Genomic DNA, 17,020 nt, shown 5'->3' with positions numbered 1-17,020 from the left:
TCATCACACCGGTCTTGTTGAATGAGCGTCGTCGGCGCGACCCGGAATGATCCAGTTGCACGAACCGGATCGTAATAGGATCCGTGAGTCACCGCCTCCCCGAGAGCAGTGCCGGAGGTCAGCTTCTCACCAAGATGACGTCATGCGGACACCCGACCAAGATTGGCCGGGTGCCGAAATGTCCAAGGAGTAGAAGATGCACGCAATCCGCAACACCCTCAACCGTCTGGCCGTCGCCGCTCTGGCGATGGCGGCTGTCTCCCTCTCCGGCGCAGTCATGGCCGCCAACACGGGGCAGCATGGCGAGGATCAGGTTCAGTGTATGGCGGCGAACAGCTGCACGGGTCAGTCCGTCTGCAAGGATCAGAGCACCCGCAGCATGACCCGGGAAGAGTGCAACGCCAAGGGTGGCAAGGTTCGCTAAGCGGGCGACGCCACACTTGCATGGCCGGTGCCTGACAAGGCAGCCGGCCTGTTTTTTTAGGCTCTTTCCCGCGGGGCGCCAGGAGGTGACATCGCCTTTGACGGCAATCTCCGCTCGAGGTTGCAAGGACCGGATCACCGCCTGACGGATAAACAAAACGGGCCCGATGGGCCCGTTGTCATGACGATCACAGCTGACGACGTTTACTTGAACAACCCCTTGAGCAGTTGATCCGCCACCCCCTTGACCTGCTCATCGTCGGCCTTGTCCCCCAGCAGCTTCTTGAGGCCGCGCTCGGCCTCCTTGCGGGCCTTGTCCTCCAGCACCTTGTTGTTGCTGAGCAGCTCCTTCACATCAAGCCGGTAGCTGGGAGCCTGCCAGTGGCCGCCGATGCGCACCGGTATGCTGATGTCCTTGAGCTCATCCACCGTCTTGCCCCCCTGCCCCTTGCTGCTCTCGACCACCGAGGTCAAAAACAGGAAGTCGAGGGTCTCGGGCACCAGCGCGGTCTGGCCCTGTCCCTGCACCCGCAGGGCCGGAGCGGCCAGCTGAATGTCGTTGCTGCTGGCAATCCCGTTCGCCAGCTGGAAGCTGGCGGTGAGGGCGCTGAAGTCGGTCTTGCGCACCTCCTTGACCTGCTCCGCCCCCTTGCCGGTCAGGGTGGCCCGCGCCTCGCGGATCATCTGTGCCAGGTTGACGCCGTGCAGGGCGCCATCGTGCAGGGCCAGGCTGACCTTGCCCTGCATCTGGCTGCGCAACGCCTGCTCGGACAGGCCATGACCCTGCACCTGTACCTCGAGATCCCCCTTGCCTTCCAGCAGATCGCTCTGGGCCAGGGTCTGCAGCAGCGGGCGCACATCCACCCCTTGCACCCGTTTGTGGACCTGATAGCTGGCGGGCTGCTGGCGGGCATCGAGCACCCCGTTGGCGCTCACCTGGCCACCGGCCACCCCGGCATTGAACTGGCTGAAGCTGAGCTGACCCCCGGCCAAGGCGAGCCGCAGATCGACGGCGCTGAGATCCAGCCCCTTTACCCTCAGGTTGCCCAATTGCAACCGCCCGGCCAGATCCACCAGCTTGAGCACACTCAAGTCAGGCTCCACCGAGGAGAGAGCCTGTGCCCCCTGAGCGGGCGCAGCGGGTGCCGGGCTGGCGGTCGCCAGCGACGGGGCGGCAGCCTTGGCCTCGCCCTGCTTGCCGAGCCAGCCGTCGAGATCCAGCTTGTCCCCCTTGAGATCGAACTCCACTCTGGGCACGGCCCCCAGTCGCACTGTGCCGTTGCCGCTGAGCAGGGCATCATCCGCCCCCATCACCAGGTTGCTCAGGGTGATCAGTTGCTTGTCCAGCTCGGCGCGGGCAAAGCCCGCCAGCTTGAGGGCCAGCTGCGGGCGCGGCAGGGCCTCCCCCTTCAGGTTGGCGCTCAGCACCGCATCCGAGACCTCCAGCAGTTGCAGATCCTTGTCGAGCCGCGCCTTGAGGGTACCCTCCAGCGAGCCGGCCAGGGCCGGCTTATCCCCAGTCCCCTCTACGCCGTTCAGGCTCAGGATCAGGCTGCTCCATTCCCCCAGCGCCAGTCGATCGGCCTTGAGGCTGAAGGCATCCAGTCGCTGCGCCGGCGCACTCAGGCTGCCGCTCAGGGTCAGCTCTTTCAGCGCGCTGTCCCTTGCATCCTCGGCCAGCTTGATCTGTGCCTGCCCCTTGAGCTCGAAGGCCAGCTTGCCCTGCTCTCCCTTGGCGGCCAGGGTCACCGGCACCCACTGACCCAGGGTCAGCCTGCCCAGATTGAGGTCGAGCCGCTCGAGGCGCGATTCGGTGCCCTTGCGATCGTCTCGCACCAGGGCGCTGGCCTGCTCAAGCACCACCCCCTGCAGCTCGATCTGCCAGGGCTTGCCCTCCTCCCCGGTCGCCGGGCTGGCGGGCGCCGGGGTGTCGCCCGCGGGCGGTACGTTCTTGCTCCGATCCAGGACGAGATCCTGCAGGTTGGAGCGGCCATCGGCCCGGGTCTGGATGAAGAGATGGGCCCCGGCCAGGGTGATCTCGCCTATCTCCAGCCGGTGAGAGAGCAGCGGCAGCAGGGCGACCGAAGCGTCCCCCCGCTCGACCCGGATGAGATCCGGCTCGGCAAAACCGGCGGGGTTGCGCAGCGCAACCTTCTCGAGAGAGAGGCCGAGGCTCGGCCAGAAGCGCCAGCCGATGTCCCCTTCCATCACCAGCTCGCGGCCCGTGTTCTTTTTCACCTGCTCCGCCAGCTGGGGTTTGAACTGGTTCGGGTCGATCAGGCTGACCAGGGCGGCAATGGCGATCAGGGCGGCCAACGCCAGCCCCAGCAGTATGTAGATGATCTTCTTCACGATGGCTCCTCAATGCAGATCCTGTGGCTGACTATACCACCGGGGGGATGACAGATGGCGCACTGCCGCCAAAACGGGGAAATACCGAGACAGGGATGGTCGCGGCCGTCCCCTCTGGCCCCCTCCCGGAGACCCCGAATTCATGGCCCTGGCGGCCGCCGACGCCCTCCCCAAAAAGCGATGCCACCGGACGCCGGGCCAGCCACCCGCCCCGGCATATCAGGTTTTTCACTTTGGTTTTGCGCTTTATTTTGTTTGTTATCCGGCACTTGGGTCACAGGATGGCATAACTGACTGACCACAGCGACCCGCTCAGGATATTCCATGCCGTACAGCTATCTCTCACATCTGCGCTGCAGCAAGACAGGCGAGATCCATGATGCCGATCAGCCCCAGCAACTGAGCCGGGTCGGGGCACCGCTGCTTGCCAGCTACGATCTCGAGGCCCTGAAACAGGTCTGGCGGCCGGCCGATCTGCTGGGGCGCCCCGCCACCCTGTGGCGCTATCACGAGCTGCTGCCGGTGCGCGATCCCGCCCAGGTGGTCACCCTGGGAGAGGGCTTCACCCCGCTGTTGCCCCTGCCGACGCTGGGCAAGCAGATAGGTATCCCGGATCTCTGGATGAAGGATGAGAGCATCATCCCCACCGGCTCCTTCAAGGCCCGTGGCGCCGCGGTCGGCGTGTCCCGAGCCCGCGAGCTCGGCGTCACTCACTTCGCCATGCCCACCAACGGCAATGCCGGCGCGGCATGGGCGCTCTACGGTGCTCGCGCCGGACTGCGCAGCACCATCGTCATGCCCCAGGCGGCACCCGCCATCACCCGGTTGGAGACCTCCCTGGCCGGTACCCGCCTCTATCTGGTGGACGGCCTCATCAGCGATGCCGGCCGTCAGGTGGCCCAGGCGGTGGCGGAGCAGTCTCTGTTCGACGCCTCCACCCTGAAGGAGCCTTACCGCATCGAGGGCAAGAAGACCATGGGGCTGGAAATCGCCGAGCAGCTTGGCTGGACCCTGCCGGACGTGATCCTCTACCCCACCGGCGGCGGGATCGGTCTCATCGGCATCTACAAGGCGCTGCGGGAATTGCAGGAGCTCGGTTGGATAAAAGGGGAGCTGCCCCGACTGGTGGCGGTGCAGGCGAGCGGCTGCGCCCCCATAGTGCAGGCCTGGCAGCAGGGAGCCAGCGAGTCGACGTTCTGGCCGGACTCCCAGACCCTGGCCTTTGGTATCAATGTGCCCAAGGCGCTGGGGGACTTTCTGGTGCTGGACGCCCTCTATCGCACCGAGGGCTGCGCCATAGCAGTGGACGACAGAGCCATCCAGGCAGAGATCCGCCAGCTCGCCTCCCGTGAGGGCAGCTTCGTCTGCCCGGAGGGAGCCGCCGCCTTCGCCGCCGCCCGCCAATTACGGGAAGCGGGCTGGATCAAGGAGCACGAGCGGGTGGTGGTGCTCAACACCGGCGCCGGCATCAAGTATCCGGACGCCATCACTGTGCTGCCTCAGCGGCTGCGCCGTGACGGGAGGATCCCCGCATGACCTTCGACTGGGCCTTCATCCTCTCCACCCTGCCCGCCTTCGGCAAGTCGGTCTGGGTCACCTTGCAGCTTGGCACCATCGTGATCCTCACCTCCCTCGTGGTGGCCCTGCTCAATGTGACGCTGCTCGGGCTGCACAAGCCAGCGCTCAGTGCCCTGGTGCGCGGCTATGTGGAGCTGGCCCGCAACACGCCGCTGCTGATCCAGCTGTTCTTCCTCTACTTCGGGCTGCCGGCGCTGGGGCTGTCCCTGTCGGGCTTTGCCACTGCGGTGATCGCCATGACCTTCCTCGGCGGCGGCTACCTGACAGAGGCGCTGCGGGCCGGGGTGCAAGCTGTGCCCCACAGCCAACTGGAGGCGGGCCAGGCTATCGGCCTCTCCCGCTGGCAACTGCTGCGCCACGTGCAGTTGCCTCAGGCCTGGCTCGCCAGCCTGCCGGCGCTGTTTGCAAACTTCATCTTCCTGCTGAAAGAGACGACCGTGGCCTCCGCGGTGGCGGTGCCGGAGCTGCTCTACACCACCAAGAACTACATCGCCCTCTACTACAAGACCTACGAGATGCTGGCGATGCTGACCCTGATGTGCGTGCTGATCTTCCTGCCGCTGTCCCTCGCCCTGCGAGCGCTGGAGAGGAGGCTGCAACATGGTCAGTTCGGTTACTGAGTCGCGGATGCAGGCGCGGATCCCGATATGGACACTGATCTTTCTGCCGTTGCCATCGTCCACCCTGCACGCATGGGAAAGGAGGGTTCAATATGGTCAGTTCGGTCACTGAGTCGCTGATGCAGTCACGGCTCCCTATGTGGGCACGGATCATTCGACCGCTGCCGTCACCCACACTGCGCACATTGGAAGGGAGGGATGAGCATGGCCACTCCGGTTTCTGAGTTGCTGGGCCAGGCCTTGCCCCTGATGGCAGTGGGCGCGGGCCAGACCCTCGCCATCTCCCTGCTCGCCATCCTGTTCGCCACCCTGGGCGGCGTCGCTTACGGCGTGCTGGCGCAACAGGGAAGCCGGTTGGTTCGAGGGCTGCTGCGGGTTTATCTGGAGCTGTTTCGGGTGGTGCCGGTGCTGGTGTGGCTCTATCTATTCTTCTTCGGGCTGCCCATCGTCTTTGGCCTCGACATCCCGGCCTTCTGGTGCGCCGTGCTGGTGCTCTCCCTGTGGGGCGCCAGCGAGGTGGGGGAAGTGGTGCGCGGCGGCCTGGGATCCTTGGCCCGTGGTCAGCAGGAGGCCGGGCTGGCGCTCGGGCTCTCGACCTGGCAGCTCTATCGCCACGTGCTGCTGCCCCAGGCGTTGCAGCGACTGACACCGCCCACCATCAACATCCACACCCGCATCATCAAGACCAGTTCGCTGGCGGTGCTGATCGGGGTGGTAGAGGTGATCAAGGTGGGCCAGCAGATCATCGAGCGCACCTATGCCTCGCTGCTTATCTACGGCCTGCTGTTCCTGTTCTTCTTATCGGTCTGCTATCCGCTCTCGCTCGCCTCGCGCCGGCTCGAGCAAAAATGGGGTAATGCGGTATGACGCCTCTGCTTGAACTCAATGCTGTCAGCAAACAATTTGGCCAAAACCGGGTACTGGACGGGGTCAGCCTCGCCGTGAACCCCGGGGAAGTGATCGTCATCCTGGGGCCGAGCGGCTGCGGCAAGAGCACCCTGCTGCGCACCCTCAACGGGCTCGAGCCCATTCAAGGCGGCGAGATCCGCTTCGATGGCCAGCCCCTCGATGCAGATACCGACTGGCAGCGGCTGCGCCAGCGCATCGGCATGGTGTTCCAGAGCTATCACCTCTTCCCCAACCTGAGGGTGCTGGAGAACGTGCTGCTCGGCCCCCTCCAGGTGCAAAAGCGGGAGCGGCAGGAGGCCCTGCTGCAGGCGGAACAGCTGTTGACCCGGGTGGGCCTCTGGGAGAAGCGCCACGCCTATCCGCGCGAGCTCTCCGGCGGCCAGCAGCAACGCATCGCCATAGTGCGGGCCCTGTGCATGAATCCCCAGGTGATGCTGTTTGACGAGGTCACCGCCGCCCTGGATCCCGAGATGGTGCAGGAGGTGTTGGAGGTGATCCGCGATCTCGCCGGCAGCGGCATGACCCTGTTCATCGTCACCCACGAGCTGGCCTTCGCTCGGGCGGTGGCGGATCGCATCGTCTTCATGGAGGAGGGCCAGATCCTGGAGCAGGCTCCTCCCCGCCAGTTCTTCGACAACCCAAGGAGCCCGCGTGCGCGCCAGTTCCTCGCCAAGTTTTCTTATACAACTGTCATCAAACGAAAGGAGTCAGCATGAAAATAATCACTTCGGTTCTGTTCAGTGCACTGATAGGCCTGGGTATCGCCAGCGGCGCCGCCCAGGCGGAGGACGGTTCCCTCGCCAAGATCAAGGCCCGCGACAAGCTCATCGTCGGCGTCTTCACCGACAAGCCCCCCTTCGGCTATGTGGACGAGAAGGGCAACTACGTCGGCTTTGACACCGATCTGGGTCGCCGTTTCGCCAAGGACCTGCTGGGGGACGAGAACAAGGTCGAGTTCGTGGCGGTGGAACCCGCCAGCCGCATCCCCTTCCTGCAGAGCGACAAGGTGGATCTCATCCTCGCCAACATGACAGTGACCCCGGAGCGGCGCGAGGTGGTGGACTTCACCAACCCGAACCTGAGGGTGGCGGTGCAGGTGCTGGTACCGGAGAAGAGCGCCGCCAAGGGGCTGGACGATCTCGCGGACAAGACCCTGATCGTCACCACCGGCACCACGGCGGACATCTGGCTGACCCGCAACCACCCGGACTGGAAGCTGCTCAAGTTCGAGAAGAACTCTGAATCCCTGCAGGCCCTGGCCCAGGGCCGTGGCGATGCCTATGCCCAGGACAACCTGGTGCTGTTCAGCTGGGCCAAGGAGAATCCGGGCTATCGCGTGCTGCCCCAGAAGCTGGGCTCGGAAGATCCGATCGCGCCGGCGGTGAAGAAGGGCAATATCGAGCTGCGTGACTGGGTCAACGACCGTCTCGCCAAGCTGGGGGAAGAGAAATACCTGCTCAAGCTCTACGACCAGTATGTGCGCGACAAGTTGAGCGCCGACACCAATCCCAACGACGTGATAGTGGAAGGAGGCAAATGGCAGGGTTGAGCCCCGCCACCCCGAGGAAGTGCTGAGTGTGTGAAGTCTGTGATCCTTTGGTTCCGTTGGTCCGCCAGCCGCGAGGTTTGGCTTTACAGGCGTCCCCTGCATGGGGGGCGCCTTTTTTTTACTTGTCGGAACAGGGGCAAGTCGCCGTACTCGCGCTGTGAGCCAGCTCCCCCTGTCCGCCCGGCGCCTGTGCCATCCTGACAGGGACAGCAACGAGAGGAGAACCCCATGTGGATCGAGGCGGAACCCGTCTACGGCGCCCTGGTGTCACTGGCCATCGGGCTCATCATAGGGCTGGAGCGCGGTTGGCAGGTACGCCAGCTGGGGGACAACCAGCGCATCGCCGGGATGCGGACCTATGGCCTCATCGGCCTGCTCGGCGGCGTCTGCGCCCTGCTGCTGCCGGGCCTGGGCCCCTGGCTGCCGCTGCTCGGCCTGCTGGCGGTGGTGGCAGGCTGCGGCCTCTCGGTCTGGCTGGCCCAGCGCTGGCAAGGGGAATTTGGCCTCACCAGCTCGGTGGCCATGGTGCTCACCTATCTGCTGGGGCTGATGTCGGTGCTGCAAAGCCCGCGCGAGGCGGTGGCCTGCGCCGTGCTGGCCGCCCTGCTGATGGGGCTCAAGGGCAAGATCCAGCAGGGTATGCTGTTTTTAAGCGAGACCGAGTTTCACGCCACCCTGCGCTTCCTGCTCATCTCCCTGGTGCTGCTGCCCGTGCTCCCCGACGTCGAGATGGGCCCCCTCAATGCCTTCAACCCCTTCAAGATCTGGCTGATGGTGGTGGTGATCGCCGGCATCTCGTTCTCGGGCCACTTCGCGGTGCGCCTGCTCGGCACCCGCTCCGGGCTGGTGCTCACCAGCATGCTGGCGGGGTTCGCCTCCTCCACCGCTCTCACCCTGCAGTTTGCTCGCCTCAACAAGGCGCAGCCCGGGCTGGAGCGGCTGCTGGCCACCGGCATACTGCTGGCGGGGGCCACCATGTGGCTGCGCTTGCTGGTGCTGGTGCTGCTGATCCACAACGAGCTGGCGCTCCGCCTCGCCCTCCCCCTGCTGCTGCTGGCCGCCACCGTCTACGGCTTCGCCTTCTGGTTCTGGCGCCAGCGCGAGGAGATGAGCGACAACCCGGTGCAGCCGGAAACCAGCAATCCGCTGGATCTCGCCACCGCCATCAAGTTCGGCCTGCTGCTGGCGCTGATCGGCTTCATGGCGACACTGCTGCAGAGCAGGGTGGGCGACTCCGGGGTCTACCTGCTCGCGCTGGTCTCCGGCATCACGGACGTGGACGCCATCACGCTCTCCCTCTCCCAGCTCGCCCACAAGGATCTGGCGCTGGAGGTGGCGGCTAGAGGCATCCTGCTGGCCGGCCTGGTCAACTCCCTGGTGAAGGGGCTGCTGGCCCTGGTGATAGGAGGGCGCCGGCTGGGGATGCGGGTCATGCTGCCCTATCTGGTCTCGGCGCTGCTGATCCTGCCCCTGCTCTGAGCGGCCAAACCTGGCCAAGGGCTCCTGACGGACCCCGCCAACAGGGGTATACTGGCGCCTCTTGGCACAGGAGGAGAGACGAGCATGGCAAGCGATTGGGACAAGGTACTGGCGGGCGGCGCCCTGGACAGCCAGAGCGAGGAGATAGCGAACGACCGCATTCGCGGCCAGGCCCTGCTGGCCAGCCTCAACGCCACCCCGGCGGGGGATCATGAGGTGCGCCAGCGCCTGTGCGGCGAGCTGTTCGGCCAGTGCCCGAGCTCCTGCTGGATAAGCTCCCCCTTCATCTGCGAGTTCGGCCGCAACATCCATCTGGGCGAGAAGACCTTCTTCAACTTCAACGTCACCATACTGGACGTCGGCGAGGTGCACATCGGCAACAACGTGCTGCTGGCCCCGAACGTGCAGATCTACACCGCCACCCACAGCATGAACCACCTGGAACGCCGCAACTGGACCGCCTACAACAAGCCGGTCCACATCGGCGATGACTGCTGGATCGGGGGCGGCGCCATCATCTGCCCCGGCGTCACCATAGGGCCACGCTCCATCATAGGGGCCGGCGCCGTGGTGACTCGCGACATCCCCGCGGACTCATTGGCCGTGGGCAACCCGGCCAAAGTCATCCGCGCGCTCAACCCGGATGAGCCCCGGGATCCGGCGCTCGTCTCATGATCTGGCTCGCCCTGCTGCCCCTGATCTGGACCGGCTGGCTCGGCATTCAGGACGCCAACTGGTGGCCGCTGGCCCTGGTCACCACCATGAGCCTGCTCACCACGCTCGCCTACGCCCACGACAAGCGCCAGGCCATCCGTGGCGGCTGGCGCATCCCGGAATCCCGCCTGCACCTGCTGGAGCTGCTCGGCGGCTGGCCCGGCGCCCTGATCGCCCGCCACTGGCTGCGCCACAAGACCCAGAAGGGAAGTTATCGGCTGGTGTTCTGGTTTATCGTGCTGCTGCACCTGACCCTGTGGGGGCTCTGGGTCGGCCGGCCGCTCTGGCAGGGAGGCTGAAGGCTCATCTTCCCCTTATGGCTCTCCTTGGGATAGCTCTGCTTGGGGCAGAACAATGCAGGCCAATATGACCACCGTTTTTCCCTTCCCTTCTGGCGGGAGAAGGGCCGAGAATGAGGGTGATTACTCAGTCACGCACTCGTGAACGAAAGGAGTCCGTTATGACCATGTGGACAGGCATAGTCCTGATCGTCTTTATCAGCGTGCTGTTTGGCTACCTCGGCAAGCGCGCCCGCTACCAGCTGGGGGATGCCCGCATCACGGATCGCCTCGGCAAGCAGGATGTGCTTATTCAGGAGCTGCGGGAGCGGATCGCCAACCTGGAGGCCATCGTTATCGAAGAGGAAAAGCGGCGGCCATTCAAGGAGCTTTAAGCCTCAGAGCTGACGACACGGCGCCAGCAGGCAGCGAAATATTTCGTTTAAACGGCAACCAACAGGTTGCCGTTTCGCTATATGTAGCAGGGTTGGTGTTTATCACTGCCTTTAGCGGGATGGTCCACGTTGCATCGCCTCTGCCAGCACCCCATGCCCACGTTCCTGCAAAGCATCTATGGCTCCCTGCCGGTCCTCCCCCTCCTTGTTCTGGCTCAGCTTGAACTTGCCCACCAGCCTGGTTATCTCGACTTCGATGCCGACCACGGCCGCCACCATGGCCTCGAGATAGTCTCGCGGCGCGTCCGCCATCTTCCAGGGTTTGGACTCCGCCGCCTCATGAACCCTCGTCAGACTCGCCAGCAGGCGGCGCACGAAGCGGGCATCGTCGCGCACCCGGATGCGGCCATGGACATGCACCACGGCATAGTTCCAGGTCGGCACCTGCTGGTGATGTGTCTGCTTGCTCGGATACCAGTTCGGGGAGACATAAGCATCGGCGGCCTTGAAGATCACCAGCACCTCCTGCCCGTCCGTCACCACCTGCCAGAGCGGGTTGTTACGAGCGACGTGCGCGCGCAGGACGCCATGCTCCCCCTCCCCAGCATCGAACTCGAACGGCAGGTGGTTGGCATCCAGCCCCTGCTCGCCATGGGTGACCAGGGCCCCCAGCGGATGGGCTCGAACAATCTGATGCAGCGCCTCGGGATCGGCGGCGGCGAAATGGGATGGCAGGTACATGCAGACTCCTTGTGCTGTGGTGGTGCTTCCGTGCAAGGGCACCAGGCTGGATGCCCATTCTCACCCGTTCGAAGGCGACGCGCGATAGCCCAACGAGGAATAAAAAAAGAGGGCCTGGGCCCTCTCTTTCTCATCCAGGTCTGCCGTCAGCTGCGCTTGGCCAGCCAGGCTTCGGCGGCGTCGAGGGCCGCATCCACCAGCTCGCGGGCGACGCCACCCTTGGCGACCCGCTTGGCCAGGGTCGCTTCCAGCTCCAGGTTGGGATAGACATCCTCGCCGACCACCGGGCTGAAGCGCTGGAATTCTGCCAGCGACAGCTCCTCCAGCGGCTTCTTCACGCCGATGGCGTGGACCACCACCTCACCGACGATATGGTGCGCCTCGCGGAACGGGATCCCCTTGGCCACCAGATAGTCCGCCAGCTCGGTGGCGTTGGCGTAGCCGCCCTGCGCCGCCGCCTTGGTGCGCTCGACGTTCACCTTGAGATCGATCAGCACCAGCGCCGCCATGTCGAGGCAGTCGTGCCAGGTGTCGAGGGCATCGAACAGCCCTTCCTTGTCTTCCTGCATGTCCTTGTTGTAGGCCAGCGGCAGCGCCTTGAGGCTCATCAGCATGCCCATCTGGGCGCCGACCACCCGACCGGTCTTGCCACGAATGAGTTCCAGCGCATCGGGGTTTTTCTTCTGCGGCATCAGGGAAGAGCCGGAGGTGACCGCGTCGGACAGCTCGACGAAGCCCGCCTCGCCAGTGTTGTAGAAGATGAGATCCTCGGCAAAGCGCGACAGGTGAGTCATGGAGAGGGACGCCACGTGCATCAACTCCACCACATGATCCCGATCGGAGACCGAATCCAGGCTGTTGCGGGTCGCCCCGGCGAAGCCCATGTCCAGCGCCAGCGCCTCGCGGTCGATGGCGTAGGCGGTACCCGCCAGGGCGCCACAGCCGAGCGGGCTGGTATCGAGGCGCTTCAGGGCATCCTGCAGACGGGAATAGTCCCGCTCCAGCATCTCCACATAGGCCAGCGCCCAGTGGGCGAAGGTGACCGGCTGGGCCCGCTGCAGGTGGGTGTAACCGGGCAGCACCGCGGCCTGGTTGGCACGCGCCGAGGCCACCAGCCCCTGTTGCAGAGCGGTGATGGAGCCGAGCAGCAGCTCACCCTGCGCCTTGCACCAGAGCTTGAGATCGGTGGCGACCTGATCGTTGCGCGAGCGGCCGGTGTGCAACTTCTTGCCCAGGGTGCCGGCGGCATCGATGAGCTTGCCCTCGACCCAGGAGTGGATGTCTTCGGCATCCGAGCTCAGGATCTGCTGGGGATCCTGCTGCACCGAGGCGAGCAGCACCTCCATCGCCTGCTGCAACTGCGCCTGCTCATCGGCGGTCAAGACGCCCACCTTGACCAGGGCGCGGGCCCAGGCCATGGAGCCCTGGATATCCTGCTCCGCCAGCCGGTAATCGAACCGCAGCGAATCGTTGAACTGCTTGAACCTGCTATCGGCTCCCTGACTGAAGCGTCCACCCCAAAGTGCCATACTGCTCTCCTTGAATGCGTTGCCGGCGGCGCCTGTGCGCCTGCCGAACTTGAAATCTGGCCTTGTTTATCTGCGAGCCTGTTATCTCACAGACGCGGCCAAGGCGCTGCCGCTGTCATCACAACCCGCTGCTTACCCGCCTGTTATAAGTGAGGGGGCCAAGCCCCCTCACCGGTATCAGCGAGTCAAGCCAGGGCTCAACCGTGGGTGTGGTCACCACCGATCGCCTGCTGTTGCTCCTTCATGGCACGGATCCGGCTGGCCAGGGTGTAGAGACGGATGAAGCCTTCGGCGTGGCTCTGGTCGTACACCTCGTCGGCGCCGAAGGTGGCGAAGTCTTCGGAGTAGAGGCTGTTCGGCGACTTCTTCTGCACCGCGCTGACCTGGCCCTTGTACATCTTCAGCACCACTTCACCGTCGAGATCCTCGGCGATGGCGTTGGCGGAGGCGACAATGGCCTTGCACAGCGGGGTGAACCAGCGACCGTCATAGACCAGGTGGGAGAACTCGGCACCCAGCTTCTCGCGCCAGGCGCGGGTCGGTCTGTCCAGCACCAGCTCTTCCACGGCGCGCAGTGCGGCGACCATGACGGTGCCACCCGGGGTCTCGTAGCAGCCACGGGACTTCATGCCCACCATGCGGTTCTCGGTGATGTCGATGCGGCCCACGCCGTGCTTGCCGGCACGCTCGTTCAGGGTCATCAGGATCTGGTGCGGGGTCAGCGGCTGGTCGTCAACGGCGACCACTTCACCCTGAGCCACGGTCAGCTTGACGTACTCCGGCTCGTTCGGTGCCTGCTCAGCCGGCACAGTCCACTGCCAGACCGCTTCGGACGGCTCGTTCCAGGTGCTCTCCAGCTCGCCACCCTCGGTGGAGATGTGCCAGGCGTTGGCGTCGCGGCTGTAGATCTTCTTCAGGGTCGCCTTGCAGGGGATGTCGCGGGCTTCCAGATAGGCCAGCAGGTCTTCCCGGGAGCGCATGTCCCACAGACGCCAGGGGGCGATCACTTTCAGTTGCGGGGCCAGGGCCGCCACGGCGCCTTCGAAACGCACCTGATCGTTGCCCTTGCCGGTACAGCCGTGGGAGATGGCGTCGGCACCTTCCGCCAGGGCCGCTTCCACCATGGCCTTGGCGATGATAGGACGGGCCATGGAGGTGCCCAGCAGGTAGGTGCCCTCGTAGACGGCGCCAGTCTTCAGGGTCGGATAGACGTACTCTTTGACGAACTCTTCACGCAAGTCTTTGACGATGCACTTGGTGGCGCCGGAGGCGATGGCTTTCTGCTCGATCCCGTCCAGATCGTCACGCTCCTGACCGACGTCGGCGACGAAGGCAATGATCTCCGCATCGTAGTTCTCTTTCAGCCAGGGAATGATGGCCGAGGTATCCAGTCCGCCCGAGTAAGCCAGTACGATCTTGTTGATTCCGCTCATTTACTTCTCTCCGTGATGATTCGATAAGGTGTTTGATTCAGGGTCGGTCGCCGGCTTATTTGTGACCCAGCAGGGTCAGCAGCACGGCATTCTGGATATGCATACGGTTTTCTGCCTCATCCATGATGAGGGAGGCTGGTCCGTCCATGACCTCCGAGGTGATCTCCAGCTCCCGGTGCGCCGGCTGGCAATGCAGCACATACTGGATACCGGTGCGGTCGAGCAGGGCCTGGTTGATCTGATAAGGCATGAAGATATCTTTTACCTGCTCCATTGGTGTGCTGTCACCCATGGAGACCCAGGTATCGGTGTAAACCACGTCAAAGCCTTCGATGGCGCCCACGTCATCGCTGATGTGGATGTGCGAACCGGACTGGGCCGCCAGCGCCTGGGCCTGCAGGAAGATCTGGGTATCAGGGCCGTGGCCCTTGGGGCAGACCAGGGTCACATCGGTGCCCAGGGTGGCCCCCAGCAGCAGCAGGGAGTGGCTGACGTTGTTGCCATCGCCCAGATACGCCAGCTTCACCTTCGACAGATCCGCATACTGCTCGCTGATGGTCATGAAGTCCGCCAGCCCCTGGCAGGGGTGGTAGAGGTTGCACAGGCTGTTCACCACAGGCACGGAGCCATGTTCGGCCAGTTCGACCAGGGTCTGGTGATCGAACACCCGGGCGACGATGGCATCACACCAGCGCGACAGGTTGGCGGCGAAGTCCTTCACCGATTCGCGCTTGCCGAGCGCGCCGTTCTGTTGATCCAGATAGACGCTGTGGCCGCCGAGGCGGGCGATGCCGATGTCGAAGGTGACGCGGGTGCGCAGGGAGGGTTTCTCGAACAGGGTGACCACACTCTTGCCCGCCAGCGCCTGGCCGTACTTTTTCGGATCCGCCTTGACCGCCTTGCCCAGCGCGATCAGCGCCTCGATCTGAGCCTTGCTCAGATCGCTATCTTTCAGAAGATGTTGCATCGGATGTTCCTTTTTCCGGCCAGGGTTAGAGGGTGACTTGGGTGCCGACCGCACCGCCGGCCAGCAGCTTGAGCAGTTGATCCTGGTAGCGCCAGCTGGCGACGCAGACCGGCTTGCCCAGGGTCTCGGCGGCGTGCAGCGCGGCCTTCACCTTGACCGCCATGCCGTCGCTGATCACCCCCTTCTCCATCAGATCCAGCGCGGTCGCCTTGTTCAGCTGCGGCACCAGCTTGCCCTTGCCATCCAGGATGCCGCTCACGTCGGACAACATCACCAGATCGGCGCCGAGCGCCTCGGCAATCGCCGTGGCCGCCTGATCCGCGTTGACGTTCATCAGCTGGCCGGCGGCGGTGATGCCGATGGAGCTCACCACCGGCAGGAAGCCCTGACCGAGGATGCCCTGCACCAGCGCCGGGTTGCCCGGCTGGCAGTCACCCACGGCGCCGAGATCCGGGTCGAGCTGGGTCACCTGGCACAGGCCGCCGTCGGCCAGACAGAGCCCCACCGCCGGGATGCCGGTGGCAATGGCCTTGGCCATCATCATCTTGTTGGCGGTCCCCGCCAGGGCGCCGGCGATGAAGGGGATCTGCTCGAACGGGGTGACCCGCAGGCCGTTCTTCTTGGTGGAGGTCAGCCCCAGGCCCTTGAGCAGGTCGTCCACCAGGCAGCCGCCGCCGTGCACCAGCACCAGGGGGCGGTGCTGCTCATCCAAGAAGCTTTTGAGGGTGGCGAACAGGGCGGTCAGCGCCTCGTCATTCTCGATCAGCGCCCCACCTAACTTGATTACCAGCGTCTGCTTGTCCATCTTCTCGATCCTTCCTTAAAGCGTTAAATCAGGCCGGTGGCCGGTTCAAAACCAAACTTGATATTTATGCACTGGATGGCCTGGGAGGCGGCGCCCTTGAGCAGGTTGTCGATGGCGGAAACCACCACCAGCATGTTGCCCTGCTGCTGCCAGGCGATGTCGCAATAGGGGGTGCTCGCCACGCCGCGGATGGAGGGCATCTGGCCGGTGAGACGCACCAGCGGCTTGCCCTCGTAGGCCTTGAGGAAGGCCTGATCCACCTGGGTCGCCGTCACGCCGTCCGCCAGCTGCACATAGATGGTGGCCAGGATGCCGCGCACATAGTTGCCGAGGTGGGGCTGGAACAGCACCTCCTTGCCCAGGTGGTGGCTGATCTCCGGCTGGTGTCTGTGGTTGAAGGTGCCGTAGGGATTCAGGCTCACCTCGCAGAAGCTGGTGCCGATGGCCGCCTTGCGACCTGCCCCGGAGACGCCGGAGACCGCGTTGATGATGGGCTGCCAGCCGTTGGCAATCAGACCCGCCTGCTGCAGCGGCTTGAGGGCGCAGAGGGACGCGGTCGGATAGCAACCAGGCACCGCAATCAGCTGGGCGGCCTGGATCGCATCGGCATTCCACTCCGCCAGGCCGTAGGCGGCCTTGTCCAGCCACTGCTCGCTCTGGTGGGTGAAGCCGTAGAAAGAGGAATAAAACTGCTGATCCTTGACCCGGAAGGCGCCGGAGAGATCGAACACCGGCAGCCCCTTGGCCAGGAACTTTGGCGCGAGCTCGGCACTCACCTCGTGGGCGGTGGCCAGCAGCACCAGATCGGCCTGGGTCAGGATCCGGCTCATGCCGTCCTCGTCCAGGGGCAGCAGCGGCTGATCCAGCGCGCCGACCCACTGGGGATGCAGGGAGGAGAAACGCTTGTGCGCATCCTGGCTGCCTGCCGACACATAGAGGCCGAACAGCTTGAGTTGTGGATGGTTCTGGACCAGTGCGGCCAGTTCGGCTCCCGCGTAGCCACTGGCACCGACGATAACAGTGTTAAGCATTGTTGAATATTCCAAGTCTGAGTTCGAAGTTCACAGCATGGAGCTGCGGTGCAAGGGGTGAGCTATCGCCCCTTTGATGCAACGAGTGCGGAGGGGCAAATCAGGCGGGTGTGTGTCGTCGGTTATAGATCAGGTGACAGAACATTAACTTTCCCTTACAACTAGAAGCCTTGTCGATGAGCACTCGAAAAGAATATTCATGCACTCACTTTGCATT

At 64.4% G+C, this 17,020-nt stretch carries 17 protein-coding genes; 10 read left to right on the top strand and 7 right to left on the bottom strand.

The window, feature by feature from the left end; translation table 11 throughout:
* Nucleotides 1-196: 196 nt before the first annotated feature.
* Nucleotides 197-424 carry a hypothetical protein gene (locus MM194_RS03365; protein ID WP_033128878.1) on the top strand — a complete coding sequence of 76 codons (228 nt, stop codon included), beginning with the start codon at nt 197-199 and terminating at the stop codon, nt 422-424.
* Nucleotides 425-627: 203 nt separating this feature from the next.
* On the opposite strand, the gene MM194_RS03360 is transcribed toward MM194_RS03365, so the two are convergent.
* A complete protein-coding gene (locus MM194_RS03360; protein ID WP_241342656.1) occupies nt 628-2,775 on the bottom strand; it encodes an AsmA family protein in 2,148 nt (715 codons plus the stop codon).
* A 324-nt stretch (nt 2,776-3,099) separates the two neighbouring features.
* Between MM194_RS03360 and MM194_RS03355 the strand changes: the two genes are divergently transcribed.
* The 9 genes from MM194_RS03355 (at nt 3,100) to MM194_RS03315 (ending at nt 10,297) form a co-directional block, all read left to right on the top strand.
* Complete coding sequence (locus tag MM194_RS03355) at nt 3,100-4,311, top strand: threonine synthase (protein ID WP_241342654.1); 1,212 nt, start codon at nt 3,100-3,102, stop codon at nt 4,309-4,311.
* The gene (locus MM194_RS03350) at nt 4,308-4,973 is read left to right on the top strand and encodes an amino acid ABC transporter permease (protein WP_033128881.1); all 666 of its coding nucleotides are present in this window, start codon (nt 4,308-4,310) and stop codon (nt 4,971-4,973) included. The genes MM194_RS03355 and MM194_RS03350 overlap by 4 nt, the downstream gene beginning before the upstream one ends.
* 204 nt (nt 4,974-5,177) lie before the next feature.
* On the top strand, nt 5,178-5,840 hold the full coding sequence (locus MM194_RS03345; protein ID WP_241342652.1) for an amino acid ABC transporter permease: 663 nt from the start codon (nt 5,178-5,180) through the stop codon (nt 5,838-5,840).
* The gene (locus tag MM194_RS03340; protein WP_241342650.1) at nt 5,837-6,598 is read left to right on the top strand and encodes an amino acid ABC transporter ATP-binding protein; all 762 of its coding nucleotides are present in this window, start codon (nt 5,837-5,839) and stop codon (nt 6,596-6,598) included. The genes MM194_RS03345 and MM194_RS03340 overlap by 4 nt, the downstream gene beginning before the upstream one ends.
* A complete protein-coding gene (locus MM194_RS03335; RefSeq protein ID WP_241342649.1) occupies nt 6,595-7,431 on the top strand; it encodes a transporter substrate-binding domain-containing protein in 837 nt (278 codons plus the stop codon). The genes MM194_RS03340 and MM194_RS03335 overlap by 4 nt, the downstream gene beginning before the upstream one ends.
* A gap of 228 nt (nt 7,432-7,659) precedes the next feature.
* Nucleotides 7,660-8,910, top strand: coding sequence for an MgtC/SapB family protein (locus tag MM194_RS03330; protein WP_033128884.1), 1,251 nt, complete (start codon nt 7,660-7,662; stop codon nt 8,908-8,910).
* A gap of 84 nt (nt 8,911-8,994) precedes the next feature.
* Entirely contained in the window at nt 8,995-9,585 is a 591-nt protein-coding gene (locus tag MM194_RS03325) for a sugar O-acetyltransferase (RefSeq protein ID WP_241342647.1), read from the top strand.
* Nucleotides 9,582-9,923 (top strand): DUF1294 domain-containing protein, encoded by a 342-nt coding sequence (locus MM194_RS03320; protein ID WP_241342646.1) that lies wholly within the window; start codon nt 9,582-9,584, stop codon nt 9,921-9,923. The genes MM194_RS03325 and MM194_RS03320 overlap by 4 nt, the downstream gene beginning before the upstream one ends.
* Nucleotides 9,924-10,084: 161 nt before the next feature.
* Nucleotides 10,085-10,297 carry a hypothetical protein gene (locus tag MM194_RS03315; protein ID WP_241342645.1) on the top strand — a complete coding sequence of 71 codons (213 nt, stop codon included), beginning with the start codon at nt 10,085-10,087 and terminating at the stop codon, nt 10,295-10,297.
* A 111-nt stretch (nt 10,298-10,408) separates the two neighbouring features.
* Here MM194_RS03315 and MM194_RS03310 read toward each other — a convergent pair whose 3' ends face one another.
* From MM194_RS03310 to argC, 6 genes are all read right to left on the bottom strand, one after another.
* Entirely contained in the window at nt 10,409-11,038 is a 630-nt protein-coding gene (locus tag MM194_RS03310; protein ID WP_241342643.1) for an FMN-binding negative transcriptional regulator, read from the bottom strand.
* A 146-nt stretch (nt 11,039-11,184) separates the two neighbouring features.
* Nucleotides 11,185-12,567, bottom strand: coding sequence for an argininosuccinate lyase (gene argH, locus MM194_RS03305; protein ID WP_033128889.1), 1,383 nt, complete (start codon nt 12,565-12,567; stop codon nt 11,185-11,187).
* 197 nt (nt 12,568-12,764) lie between these two features.
* A complete protein-coding gene (locus MM194_RS03300; protein ID WP_218291603.1) occupies nt 12,765-14,000 on the bottom strand; it encodes an argininosuccinate synthase in 1,236 nt (411 codons plus the stop codon).
* Between the two features lie 55 nt (nt 14,001-14,055).
* Nucleotides 14,056-14,967 (bottom strand): ornithine carbamoyltransferase, encoded by a 912-nt coding sequence (locus MM194_RS03295; RefSeq protein ID WP_241342641.1) that lies wholly within the window; start codon nt 14,965-14,967, stop codon nt 14,056-14,058.
* A 25-nt stretch (nt 14,968-14,992) separates the two neighbouring features.
* Nucleotides 14,993-15,772 carry an acetylglutamate kinase gene (gene argB / locus MM194_RS03290; RefSeq protein WP_042653100.1) on the bottom strand — a complete coding sequence of 260 codons (780 nt, stop codon included), beginning with the start codon at nt 15,770-15,772 and terminating at the stop codon, nt 14,993-14,995.
* Nucleotides 15,773-15,795: 23 nt separating this feature from the next.
* Nucleotides 15,796-16,803 carry an N-acetyl-gamma-glutamyl-phosphate reductase gene (gene argC / locus MM194_RS03285; protein WP_241342640.1) on the bottom strand — a complete coding sequence of 336 codons (1,008 nt, stop codon included), beginning with the start codon at nt 16,801-16,803 and terminating at the stop codon, nt 15,796-15,798.
* Nucleotides 16,804-17,020: the final 217 nt, after the last annotated feature.

Origin of the sequence: Aeromonas sp. MR16 (genome assembly GCF_022549315.1) — a bacterium.
GTDB classification, from domain to species: domain Bacteria; phylum Pseudomonadota; class Gammaproteobacteria; order Enterobacterales; family Aeromonadaceae; genus Aeromonas; species Aeromonas aquatica.
This window is presented reverse-complemented; position numbering and strand designations above follow the sequence as displayed.